Genomic DNA, 12,531 nt, shown 5'->3' with positions numbered 1-12,531 from the left:
CGGCCATGACCACCCCCGGCCCGGGCGGCGGCGGTTCCGCCGGCGCCGAACTGCCCTTCTTCGTGTACGGGACGCTGCTGCCGGGCGAACCCAACCACGACCTGTTCCTCCGGGGCCGTACGGCGGGGGAGCGCCCGGCCGTGCTGCCCCGGGCCCTCCTCTACGACGGCCCCGGCTACCCGTACGCCATCGAGGGCCACGGCCGCGTCCACGGCACCCTGCTCGTCGCCGCGCCCGGGGTGTACGGGGAGCTGCTCGGGCTGCTGGACCACCTGGAGGAGTTCCTCGGGCCCGGCCACCCGCGCAACCTGTACGAACGCGTCGTCCGCGAGGTCGAGCTGCCGGGACCCGGCGACGGGGGCCCGGTGCGGGCCTGGGTCTACCTCGCGGCGACCGCCGTCACCCGCTCGCTGCGGACCGGCGGCGTGGTCATTCCCGAGGGGCGGTGGGTCACCGGACGCTGAGGGGGTGTACCCCGACGCCGGGCTTCACCCGCTCGGCGCAAGCGCCTCCGCCACGCCCGGCTCCTCGGGCCCCAGGAAGCGCGGGTCGGGCCGGAACAGGGCGTCGAGGGCCGCCTTGCCCGAGGCGGCCAGCTCCCGGGCGCCGCCGTAGTACCAGGTGGCGTCCCGGGGTTCGTCGACCGCGACGCCGTACGCGTCGATCCCGGCGGACCGGCACAGGGTGACCGCCCGGTGGATGTGGAAGCCCTGGCTCACCAGCACCGCCCGGTCGACCCCGAAGATCTTCTTGGCCCGGACGCAGGAGTCCCAGGAGTCGAATCCGGCGTAGTCGCTCACGATCCGCCCGTCGGGCACCCCGCGCCCGGTGAGGTACGTGCGCATCGCGTCCGGCTCGTCGTACTCCACCCGGCTGTTGTCCCCGGTGACGAGGACGACCTTGACCTTCCCGGTGCGGTACAGCTCGGCCGCCGCGTCCAGCCGGTGCGCGAGATACGGGGTCGGCCGGCCGTTCCACAGCCCGGCCCCGAACACCACGGCGACCTCCCGGGCCGGTGCCTCGGCTGTCGTGCCCACCCGGTCACCGGCCGCCAGACGCATCCAGGTCGCGGGCACGAGCGCCAGCACACAGGCGACCATCAGCCCCTGCACCAGCCGCCGTTGCCCGCGCCGGGTACGCGGCAGCCGCAGGGCGGCGAGCCGCTCGCGAAGCCGAGGCGTGGGCCGTTCCGGGAGCCGCGGCCCGGTGAACCGGCCCCGGAGCCGCGGCGTGGGCCGCCCCGGCAGCCGTACGGCAGCGAACCGGTCCCGGATCCGCACGGCAGCGGGCCCCTCCGGCAGCCGCGGGCCCGCCGACCGCCCGAGCCGCTTCCGTCTCTCCCCGCTCTTCCCACGCACCGCAACCCCCACTCGTCCCCGCGCCGTCCGTCCGTCGGCCGCGCCGTGCGCGCACCGTGCCCCCACCCCACCTGACGACCGGGAAGCCGCAAAGGTTCGCCCGCCGCCCCGCCTGTGGCGCCCGACACCCGCGCCCGACCCGCGCCCGACACCCGCGCCGGACCCGCGCACGCCCGCCCGCGCCGGACCCGCGCACGCCGGACACGCGCCCGACACCCCACCTCCGGCCCGGCCCTCCGAGGCACCGCACACCGCCCCCGCCCCCGCCGTGAGGTGGCGGCAAACCCCCGTGACCCTCACGCAACGGCCCGGCAACCTCCGCCCGGCACCATCGGTCCATGACGGAGCCGGCCCCGGAACACCCTCAGCAGTCACCCCCGCTGACCCACAGCACCGCGCACCTTCTCGCCCGCATCACCGACCAGCTCGGCGCACAGCTCAGCCTCGTCTCCCGGAACGGAACCCGCAGACCCATGCACCGCACCCGGCACCCCGACCGCCCCGCAGCGGACGGCGGCACCTCCGCCCCGGCCCTGGTCGCCGTGGCACACGGCAGCCGCGACCCGCAGGCCCTGCGCACCGTGCTGGCTCTCCTGGACCGGGTCCGCGACCTGCGGCCCGGCCTCGACGTCCGGCTCGGCCACATCGAGCTGAACGCACCGCTGCTCCCGGACACCCTGGACGGCCTGCGCGGGGCCGAAGCCGTCCTCGTACCGCTGCTCCTGGGGCGCGGCCACCACGTCAAGCGCGACCTGCCCGCGGCGACGGCCGCCGCCCCCGGCGTACGGGCCCGGATCGCCGCGCCCCTCGGCCCGCACCCCCTGCTCGTGGAGGCGCTGTACGGGCGGCTCGTCGAAGCCGGCTGGGACGCCGCCGACCACGGTGGCCGCCACGCCGCCGTGGTCCTCGCCGCCGCCGGGTCCCGCGACCCCGACTCCGCCCAGGACACCCGGCGCACCGCCCGCCTGCTCGCCGAACGCCTCGGCGTGCCCGTCGTGCCCGCGTACGCCTCCGCCACCGCGCCCACCGTCCCGGCCGCCCTGCGCGCGCTGGCCGCGAGGGGACGCCACCGGGCCTTCGTCGCCTCGTACTTCACCGCCCCCGGCCGCTTCGCGAGCGCCTGCGCCGACGCCGTACCGCACCGGGCCGCCGCCCCGCTCGGCACCCACCCGGCGATGGCCCGCCTCGTCCTGCACCGCTACGACCAGGCAAGGACGGCGGTCGCCCCCGCCGACGCCGTGAGCTTGCTCGCTTCCGCCTGACATCCCGGCCCGCTCACGCCCGTTGTCCGTCCCGGTCGCTACTGTCGGGACCATGGACGGCACACAGGGCGCACACGGGGCAGAACCGGCACACGGCACGCACGGCGCACGAAACGCGCAGAGCGGCACGGAGGCGAGCCCCTACGGCCCCGCCGACACCGAGCGCTTCGACACCGAGGAGGACAAGCGGCCCGGCCGCACCGCCTTCCAGCGCGACCGCGCCCGGGTCCTGCACTCCGCCGCCCTGCGTCGGCTCGCCGGGAAGACCCAGGTCGTCACCCCCGGCACCCGCTCCCACCAGTGGGACGCCAGCCCCCGTACCCGGCTCACCCACTCCCTGGAGTGCGCCCAGGTCGGCCGCGAGCTCGGCGCGGTCCTCGGCTGCGACCCCGACCTGGTGGAGACGGCCTGCCTCTCGCACGACATGGGCCACCCGCCGTTCGGCCACAACGGCGAGCAGGCCCTCAACGACTTCGCCTCCGACTGCGGCGGCTTCGAGGGCAACGCCCAGTCGCTGCGCCTGCTGACCCGCCTGGAGCCCAAGCGCTTCGTCCACGACCCGCGCACCGGCGAGCTGGTCAGCGTCGGCCTCAACCTCACCCGGGCCGCCCTGGACGCCGCCACCAAGTACCCCTGGCCGCGCGGCGCGCACCCCACCGACCCGCACTCGGTGAAGTTCGGGGTGTACGCCGACGACCTCCCGGTCTTCGCCTGGGCCCGCGAGGGCGCCCCCGAGGACCGCACCTGCTTCGAGGCGCAGGTGATGGACTGGTCCGACGACGTGGCGTACAGCGTCCACGACTTCGAGGACGGGCTGCACGCCGGGCACATCGACCCCAACTGCCTCTACGCCGAACCGGAGCGCGAGGAGATCTGGGCCGTCGCCATCGGCCGCTACGTCCCCGCCGGCACCGACCCGCAGGAGCTCGCCGAGGCCCTGGACCGGCTGATCGACCAGGACTGGTGGCCGCACGGCTACGACGGCTCCGCCGTGGCCCAGGCCCGCCTGAAGGACGCCACCAGCCAGCTCATCGGCCGCTTCTGCACCGAGGCCGAGACCGCCACCCGCGCGGTGTACGGCCCCGGCCGCCTCGGCCGGTACGGCGCGGAGCTCGTCGTCCCGCGCACCGTCCGCAACGAGTGCGCCGTCCTCAAGGCGGTCGCCGACCGTTACGTGATGCAGCGCGCCGAACAGGAGACCCTCCGCGCCGACCAGCGCATCGTCATCGCCGAGCTGGCCGCCGCCCTCACCGCCCGCGCCCCCGAGGGCCTGGAGCCGCACTTCCGCGCCCTGTTCGACCAGGCCCCCGACGACCACGCCCGCAAGCGGGTCCTGATCGACCAGATCGCCGCCCTCACCGACGCCTCCGCACGATCCCTGCACGCCGCGCTCACAGCGCGCCGTGGCTGAGGGGCAGACTGGAAGGGGCCGGACTTCTGACCACTGGGTGTGACCTGTCCGGGGCACACCCTCTTTCGCCATCACGCTGCGTGCGGGACGCTCGCAGCTGTGGGGGCGCCGCGCAGCACAGCACTGAGGAGGCATCAAGTGGTCGACGCACATCAGACGTTCGTCATCGTCGGAGCAGGACTCGCAGGGGCGAAGGCGGCCGAAACACTGCGTGCCGAAGGGTTCACCGGCCGGGTGATCCTCATCGGCGACGAGCGCGACCACCCCTACGAACGCCCGCCGCTCTCCAAGGGATACCTGGACGGCAAGGCCGACCGGGACAGCGTCTTCACCCACGAACGCCCCTGGTACGCGGGCGCCGACGTCGAACTGCACCTCGGCCAGCCGGTCACCGCGCTCGACCGGTACGCGAAGACCGTGCAGCTCGGCGACAACACCGTCATCCACTACGACAAGCTGCTGCTGGCCACCGGCTCCGAACCGCGCCGCCTCGACATCCCCGGCACCGACCTGGCCGGCGTCCACCATCTGCGCCGCCTCGCCCACGCCGACCGGCTGCGCAACGTGCTCGCCGCCCTCGGCCGCGACAACGGCCACCTGGTCATCGCCGGAGCCGGCTGGATCGGCCTGGAAGTCGCCGCCGCCGCCCGCGGCTACGGCGCCGAGGTGACCGTCGTCGAGGCCGAGCCCACCCCGCTGCACCAGGTCATCGGCCCCGAGCTGGGCCAGATCTTCACCGAGCTGCACAGCTCGCACGGCGTCCGCTTCCACTTCGGCGCCCGCCTCACCGAGATCACCGGCCAGGACGGCATGGTGCTCGCCGCCCGCACCGACGACGGCGAGGAGCACCCCGCCCACGACGTGCTCGCCGCGATCGGCGCCGCCCCGCGCTCCGCCCTCGCCGAGGCCGCCGGCCTGGAGCTGGCCGAGCGCGCCCACGGCGGCGGCATCGCCGTGGACGCCTCGCTGCGCACCTCCGACCCGCACATCTACGCCGCCGGGGACGTCGCCGCGGCCCAGCACCCGCTGCTCGGCACCCGGCTGCGCGTCGAGCACTGGGCCAACGCCCTGAACGGCGGCCCTGCCGCCGCCCGCGCCATGCTCGGCCAGGACGTGACGTACGACCGGATCCCGTACTTCTTCTCCGACCAGTACGACCTGGGCCTCGAGTACTCCGGCTGGGCCCCGCCCGGCTCCTACGACGAGGTGATCATCCGGGGCGACGCCGGAAAGCGGGAGTTCATCGCGTTCTGGCTGAAGGACCGCCGCGTCCTCGCCGGGATGAACGTCAACGTGTGGGATGTCACCGAGACCGTCCAGGAGCTGATCCGGGCCCGTCAGCAGCACGACCCGGAGGCCCTCGCCGACCCGTCGGTCCCGCTGGACTCCCTGCTCTGAGACGTACGGCCGGGGCACGGGCCACGCCGCCCGCGCCCCGGCCGCCCGCCCGCCGGGACCCGGGCTGTCCGAGCCCACCCGTAGACTTCATGCGTGGCTGGCAGGATCAATGACGACGACGTGAAGGCGGTACGGGACGCGGTCCCGATCGACGCCGTCGTGTCCGAGTACCTCCAGCTGCGCAACGCGGGCGGCGGGAATCTCAAAGGCCTCTGCCCCTTCCACGACGAGAAGTCCCCCTCCTTCCAGGTCAGCCCCTCCAAGGGCCTGTTCCACTGCTTCGGCTGCCAGGAGGGCGGCGACACGATCGCCTTCGTGATGAAGATCGACCACCTCTCCTTCTCGGAGACGGTCGAGCGCCTCGCCGCCAAGGCGGGCATCACCCTGCGGTACGAGGAGGGCGGCTACAACCCCTCCCACCAGCGCGGCGAACGCATCCGGCTGATCGAGGCCCACCAGGCCGCCGCCGAGTTCTACGTCCGTGCACTGGAGAGCCCCGAGGCCGAGATCGGCCGGAAGTTCCTCGCCGAACGCGGCTTCGACCAGGAGGCCGCCACCCACTTCCGGGTCGGCTACAGCCCGGCCGGCTGGGACCACCTCACCCGGTATCTCCGCGGCAAGGGCTTCAGCGACAAGGAGCTGATCACCTCCGGCCTCTCCCAGGACGGCCGGCGCGGCCCCATCGACCGCTTCCGCGGCCGGCTCATGTGGCCGATCAGCGACACCGCGGGCGACATCGTCGGCTTCGGCGCCCGCAAGCTCCGCGACGACGACAACGGCCCGAAGTACCTGAACACCCCCGAGACCCCGGTCTACAAGAAGTCCCAGGTGCTGTACGGCATCGACCTGGCGAAGAAGGACATCGCCAAGGCCAGCCGCGCCGTCGTCGTCGAGGGCTACACCGACGTCATGGCCTGCCACCTCGCCGGGGTCACCACCGCCATCGCCACCTGCGGCACCGCCTTCGGCAACGACCACATCAAGATCCTGCGCCGCCTCCTTATGGACAACGGCAGCGCCCGCGTGATCTTCACCTTCGACGGCGACTCGGCCGGCCAGAAGGCCGCCCTGCGCGCCTTCGAGGACGACCAGAAGTTCGCCGCCGAGACCTACATCGCCATCGCCCCGGACGGCATGGACCCCTGCGACCTGCGCCTCGTCAAGGGCGACGACGCGGTGCGCGACCTGGTCGAGCCGCGCACCCCGCTCTTCGAGTTCGCGCTGCGGCAGATCGTCGGCCGCTACGACCTGGAGACCCCGGCGGGCCGCGCCGCCGCTCTCGACGAGGCCGCCGCCGTCGTCGCCAAGATCAAGACGAGCAGTGTGCAGCGCGAGGTCGCCGTCCAGCTCGCCGGTCTCGTCGGCATCCTCGACCAGGAGTTCGTCGTCCGCCGTGTCGCCCAGCTCGCCCGCTGGGCCCGCGACAAGGGCGGCGACCACGGGGACCGGGGCGGCCGGGGCGGACCCCAGGGCCGGGGCCCGCGCGGCGGCGCCCCGCAGCAGGCCGCCCCCGCTCCGGCGCCCGCCTTCTCCGGCCCCGCGCTCAACCTCCGCAGCCCCGCCCACCGCACCGAGCGCGAACTGCTCAAGCTCGCCCTCCAGAAGCCCGCCCTGGTCTCCCCGGCCTTCGACGCGTACGGCGTGGACGAGTTCACCGCCGCGCCCTACGCCGCCGTGCGCCGCTGCATCGAGGAGGCGGGCGGCGCCGAGCAGGGGATCGCCGACGACCGGGCGTATCTGGGCGCGGTCCTGGACGCCGCCCCCGACAACACCGTCCGCAACCTCGTCACCGAGCTGGCCGTCGAGGTCTTCCACGGCCGCACCATCGACGAGACCTACGCCGGCATGCACCTCGTCCACGTCCGGCTGCGCGCGGTGGACCGCCGCATCGCCGACGTACAGAGCAGCCTTGCCCGCCTCGGCAACCACGTCGCACCCCAGGACCTGGCCGCCGCGCAGAACGAGGTCTGGGTCCTCCAGCAGTACGCCCAGACCCTGCGCGCCCACGGCGCAGCCGCGCTCTGAGCCCACTCCGGCCCCGGCATGCCGGTAACCGCCCGGTGACGGACCGGAATCAGAAAGTCCCCGCACGCCCCTCGTGACAGCCGTGTGTCGTACCCCACACTGGGGAATGTCTGAGTCATCGGAGCACACCGGTCCGCAGGGGAACACCCGGGCCCGGACAGACCTCCGCCCCCGTCAACCGGCAGCGATCACCTGGAGGTCGCCCCCGTGCAGACCCGGACCGTGACGACCACGACCGCGCCCATGGCGGCGATCCCCGCGCAGAACAGGGCCCTGCACCACCCGGAGACCGCAGCCGGCCCGCCCGGACACGCACCCGAGGCAGTCATGGTGGAAGCGACGCACCTCCCCGAACCGCCGGACCCCAGGAACCGGGCGGACTCCGGCGGCCCCACCTCCGACCTGTTCCGGCAGTATCTGCGCGAGATCGGCCGCATCCCGCTGCTCACCGCCGCCGAGGAGGTCGAGCTCGCCCGCCGCGTCGAGGCCGGGCTCTTCGCCGAGGAGCGCCTCGCGGGCACCCCGGACCTCGACTCCCGCCTCGCCGTGGACCTGGACCGGCTGGTCGTGATGGGCCGCACGGCCAAACGCCGCCTCATCGAGGCCAACCTCCGCCTCGTCGTCTCCGTCGCCAAGCGGTATGTGGGCCGCGGGCTGACCATGCTCGACCTCGTCCAGGAGGGCAACCTCGGCCTGATCCGGGCGGTGGAGAAGTTCGACTACGCCCGGGGCTACAAGTTCTCCACGTACGCCACCTGGTGGATCCGCCAGGCCATGTCCCGCGCCCTGGCCGACCAGGCCCGCACCATCCGCGTCCCCGTCCACGTCGTGGAGCTGATCAACCGCGTGGTGCGCGTCCAGCGCCGCCTCCTCCAGGAGCGCGGCGTCGAGCCGACCGCCGAGGACATCGCCGTCGAGCTGGACCTGACGCCCGAGCGGGTCACCGAAGTCCTGCGCCTGGCCCAGGAACCGGTCTCCCTGCACGCCCCCGTCGGCGAGGAGGACGACGTCTCCTTCGGTGACCTCATCGAGGACGGCGACGCCACCTCACCCGTCGAGTCCGCCGCCTTCCTGCTCCTGCGCCAGCACTTGGAGGCGGTGCTCTCCACCCTCGGCGAGCGCGAACGCAAGGTCGTCCAACTGCGCTACGGCCTGGACGACGGGCGGCCCCGCACCCTGGAGGAGATAGGACGCATCTTCGGCGTGACACGCGAACGTATCCGCCAGATCGAGTCCAAGACCCTCAGCAGGCTGCGGGACCACGCCTTCGCCGACCAACTCCGCGGCTACCTCGACTGATCCGCGCGAGCGGAGTCAGTCCACCTCGGCCAGCGCCTCCGCGAACTGGGCGGCGTACAGCCGGGCATAGGCCCCACCGGCCGCCAACAGCTCGTCGTGCGTGCCCTGTTCGACGATCGAGCCGTTCTCCATCACCAGGATCACGTCCGCGTCCCGGATCGTGGAGAGCCGGTGCGCGATCACGAACGACGTACGCCCGTGGGCCAGGCGCGCCATCGCCTTCTGGATCAGCACCTCGGTCCGGGTGTCCACCGAGCTGGTCGCCTCGTCGAGCACCAGGATCACCGGGTCGGACAGGAACGCCCGCGCGATGGTGATCAGCTGCTTCTCGCCCGCGCTGACCCCGGTCCCCTCGTCGTCGATCACCGAGTCGTACCCGTCGGGCAGCGTCCGGATGAACCGGTCCGCGTGCGCCGCCTTCGCCGCCTCCTCGATCTCCTGGCGGGTGACCTCGCGCGAAGCGCCGTACGCGATGTTCTCCGCGATCGTCCCGCCGAACAGCCAGGTGTCCTGGAGGACCATCCCTATGGAGGACCGCAGGTCGTCCCGGGACATCTTCGCCACGTCGACCCCGTCGAGCGCGATCCGCCCGCCGGTCACCTCGTAGAACCGCATCAGCAGATTGACCAGCGTCGTCTTGCCCGCACCCGTCGGACCGACGATCGCGACGGTCTGCCCCGGCTCCACGCTCAGCGACAGGCCCTCGATCAGCGGCTTGTCCGGCTCGTAGCGGAAGGACACCTTCTCCAGCGAGACCCGGCCCTCCGGCCGCTCCGGGCGCTCCCCGTGCTCCGGGTCCGCGTCCTGCTCCTCGGCGTCCAGCAGCTCGAAGACCCGCTCCGCCGACGCGATACCGGACTGCACCAGGTTGGCCATCGAGGCGACCTGCGTCAGCGGCATCGAGAACTGCCGCGAGTACTGGATGAACGCCTGCACGTCACCGATCGACAGTGCGCCCGAGGCGACCCGGAGCCCGCCGACCACCGCGACCAGCACATAGTTGATGTTCGAGATGAAGAACATCAGCGGCTGCATGATCCCGCTGGCGAACTGGGCCTTGAAGCCCGCCTCGTACAGCGCCTCGTTCTGCTCGGCGAAGTCCCGCGCGGACTCCTCCTGCCGGCCGAAGACCTTCACCAGGGTGTGCCCGGTGTACATCTCCTCGATATGGGCGTTGAGCGTGCCCGTCACCCGCCACTGCTGCACGAACTGCGGCTGCGACCGCTTGCCGACCTGGGTGGCCACGACCACCGACAGCGGGATCGTCACCAGCGCGACCAGCGCCAGCAGCGGCGAGATCCAGAACATCACGATCAGCACGCCGACGATGGTCAGCAGGGAGTTGATGAGCTGGCCCATCGTCTGCTGGAGCGTCTGCGAGATGTTGTCGATGTCGTTCGTCGCCCGGCTCAGCACCTCACCGCGCTTGGCCTTGTCGAAGTACGACAGCGGCAGCCGCGCCAGCTTCGTCTGCAGGTCCTCACGCAGCTGGAACACGATCCGGTTGATCACCCGGATCGACAGACGGGTCGCCACCAGCATCAGCAGCCCGGCCCCGACGTAGACCGCCAGGGCCATCAGCAGGACGTTCCCCACCGCGTCGAAGTCGATGCCCTGGCCCGGGGTGAAGTCCACGCCCGACAGCATGTCCGCCATCGACCCGCGGCCGTTCTCCCGCAGCCCCTCGAGCGCCTGCGCCTTCGTCGTGCCCTCGGCCATCTCCCGCCCGACGACACCGGCGAAGATCAGGTCGGTCGCCCTGCCCAGGATCTTCGGCCCGGCCACCGACAGGGCGACGCTCACCGCCACCGCGCCCAGCATCAGCCAGAGCGTGGTCTTCTCCCGGCCGAACCGCTTCAGCAGCCGCTTGCTCGACCCCTTGAAATCCATCGACCGGTCGGTGGGCGCGCCCCCGGCCATCATCCGTCCGCCCGGACCGGCCATTACGCGGCCTCCGCTTCCGTCAGCTGGGAGAGCACGATCTCCCGGTACGTTTCATTGCCGTCCATCAGCTCGTGATGGGTGCCGGTGCCCACGAGCCGGCCCTCGTCCAGCACCAGGATCCGGTCCGCGTCACGGATGGTGGACACCCGCTGCGCCACGATCACCACGGTCGCCCCGGCCGTCTCCCGGCCCAGCGCCGCCCGCAGCGCCGCGTCGGTCGCGTAGTCCAGCGCGGAGAACGAGTCGTCGAAGAGATAGATCTCCGGCTTCTGCACCAGCGTCCGCGCGATCGCGAGCCGCTGCCGCTGACCGCCGGACACATTGGTGCCGCCCTGCGCGATCGGCGCGTCGAGCCCGTGCTCCAGGGCGGCCACGAACTCCTTGGCCTGCGCCACCTCCAGCGCGTGCCACAGCTCCTCGTCGGTGGCCTCCGGATTCCCGTACCGCAGGTTCGTCGCCACCGTCCCCGAGAAGAGGTACGGCTTCTGCGGCACCAGGGACACCGTCCTCGCCAGCAGCGCCGGATCCAGCGTCCGCACGTCCTCGCCGTCGACCAGCACCTCGCCGTCCGTCACGTCGAACAGCCGGGGTACGAGCCCGAGCAGCGTGGACTTCCCACTGCCCGTCGACCCGATGACCGCGGTGGTCTCACCCGGCCTGGCCACCAGATCCACGGCCCGCAGCACCGGCTCCTCCGCACCCGGGTACCGGAACTCCGCGCCCCGCACCTCCAGATGGCCGTGCCGGCGCAGCTCGGTGACGGGCGCGACGGGCGGCACGACACTCGAATCGGTCCCGAGGACCTCCTCGATGCGCTCGGCGCAGACCTCGGCGCGCGGCACCATCATGAACATGAAGGTGGCCATCATCACGGCCATCACGATCTGCATCAGATAGGCGAGGAACGCGGTCAGCGCACCGATCTGCATCCCGCCGCTGTCGATCCGGTGCGCGCCGAACCACACCACCGCGATCGACGACAGGTTCACCACCGTCATCACGGTCGGGAACATCAGCGCCATCAGCCGCCCGGTCGCCACCGACACATCGGTCAGCTCGGTGTTCGCCTGCCGGAAGCGCTTCTCCTCGTACCCGTCCCGGACGAACGCCCGGATGACCCGGTTGCCGGTGATCTGCTCGCGCAGCACCCGGTTCACACCGTCCAGCCGCTCCTGCATAGTGCGGAACAGCGGTCCCATTCTCCGCACGATCAGGCCGACCGAGACCCCGAGCACCGGCACGACCGCCAGCAGCACGGCGGAGAGCGGCACATCGAGGCCGAGCGCCATGATGATCCCGCCGACGCACATGATCGGGGCCGACACCATCAGCGTGAACGCCAGCAGGACCAGCATCTGGACCTGCTGGACGTCGTTGGTGGTCCGGGTGATCAGCGAGGGGGCCCCGAAGCGCCCCAGCTCCCGGGCGGAGAAGGACTGCACCCGGTCGAAGACGGCGGCCCGCACATCACGCCCGAGGGCGGAAGCGGTACGGGCCCCGTAATACACGGCCCCGACATTGCACAGCACCTGCAGAACGCTGACGGCGATCATCAGACCGCCGAACTCCAGGATGTAGCCGGTATCGCCCGTGACGACACCGTTGTCAATGATGTCGGCGTTCAGGCTGGGCAGATAAAGGGTGGCGCAGGTCTGGAGCAACTGGAGGAGCACCAGCAGCACGATGGGTTTCTTGTACGGGCCCAGATGGGCCCGCAGGAGTTTTATGAGCACGCGGGTCTCTCGGAATCGGCGGCAGGCAGAGGCCGACCCAGTTTCGCGTACGCCGTACTCCACGAGCGAACCGTTTTCCCCAAGCCCGGGTCAAACCTGGA

9 protein-coding genes are annotated in these 12,531 nt (G+C 72.4%); 6 read left to right on the top strand and 3 right to left on the bottom strand.

The genetic code is table 11. The annotated features are described in order from the left end of the window. The first annotated feature begins 5 nt into the window (after nt 1-5). Nucleotides 6-464: a gamma-glutamylcyclotransferase family protein gene (locus IE134_RS11055; RefSeq protein ID WP_030708107.1), complete on the top strand. Its 459-nt coding sequence runs from the start codon at nt 6-8 to the stop codon at nt 462-464. Between the two features lie 24 nt (nt 465-488). On the opposite strand, the gene IE134_RS11050 is transcribed toward IE134_RS11055, so the two are convergent. Further along, the gene (locus IE134_RS11050; protein WP_229823489.1) at nt 489-1,280 is read right to left on the bottom strand and encodes a SanA/YdcF family protein; all 792 of its coding nucleotides are present in this window, start codon (nt 1,278-1,280) and stop codon (nt 489-491) included. Between the two features lie 416 nt (nt 1,281-1,696). Here IE134_RS11050 and IE134_RS11045 point away from each other — a divergent pair, with 416 nt between their 5' ends. The 5 genes from IE134_RS11045 to IE134_RS11025 all read left to right on the top strand — a co-directional run bounded on the left by IE134_RS11045 (nt 1,697) and on the right by IE134_RS11025 (nt 8,753). Then, complete coding sequence (locus tag IE134_RS11045; RefSeq protein ID WP_126931372.1) at nt 1,697-2,620, top strand: sirohydrochlorin chelatase; 924 nt, start codon at nt 1,697-1,699, stop codon at nt 2,618-2,620. Between the two features lie 52 nt (nt 2,621-2,672). Continuing rightward, nucleotides 2,673-4,031 (top strand): deoxyguanosinetriphosphate triphosphohydrolase, encoded by a 1,359-nt coding sequence (locus tag IE134_RS11040; RefSeq protein WP_030708101.1) that lies wholly within the window; start codon nt 2,673-2,675, stop codon nt 4,029-4,031. A 138-nt stretch (nt 4,032-4,169) separates the two neighbouring features. Next, nucleotides 4,170-5,429 carry an NAD(P)/FAD-dependent oxidoreductase gene (locus IE134_RS11035; protein ID WP_030708099.1) on the top strand — a complete coding sequence of 420 codons (1,260 nt, stop codon included), beginning with the start codon at nt 4,170-4,172 and terminating at the stop codon, nt 5,427-5,429. A 93-nt stretch (nt 5,430-5,522) separates the two neighbouring features. Then, complete coding sequence (gene dnaG / locus IE134_RS11030) at nt 5,523-7,454, top strand: DNA primase (protein WP_097973223.1); 1,932 nt, start codon at nt 5,523-5,525, stop codon at nt 7,452-7,454. Nucleotides 7,455-7,661: 207 nt separating this feature from the next. Next, nucleotides 7,662-8,753 (top strand): RNA polymerase sigma factor, encoded by a 1,092-nt coding sequence (locus IE134_RS11025; protein ID WP_030708095.1) that lies wholly within the window; start codon nt 7,662-7,664, stop codon nt 8,751-8,753. Nucleotides 8,754-8,768: 15 nt separating this feature from the next. Here IE134_RS11025 and IE134_RS11020 read toward each other — a convergent pair whose 3' ends face one another. Beyond that, entirely contained in the window at nt 8,769-10,697 is a 1,929-nt protein-coding gene (locus tag IE134_RS11020) for an ABC transporter ATP-binding protein (protein WP_030708093.1), read from the bottom strand. Beyond that, nucleotides 10,697-12,430, bottom strand: a complete 1,734-nt coding sequence (locus tag IE134_RS11015; protein WP_030708091.1) for an ABC transporter ATP-binding protein — start codon at nt 12,428-12,430, stop codon at nt 10,697-10,699. Before IE134_RS11015 ends, IE134_RS11020 begins: the two co-directional genes overlap by 1 nt. Between the last annotated feature and the right edge of the window lie 101 nt (nt 12,431-12,531).

The sequence above is a fragment of the Streptomyces rubiginosohelvolus genome, assembly GCF_014649875.1.
In the GTDB taxonomy this organism is placed as follows: domain Bacteria; phylum Actinomycetota; class Actinomycetes; order Streptomycetales; family Streptomycetaceae; genus Streptomyces; species Streptomyces rubiginosohelvolus.
The sequence above is the reverse complement of the archived record's forward strand: the minus strand, read 5'-3'. Positions and strand labels throughout refer to the sequence as shown.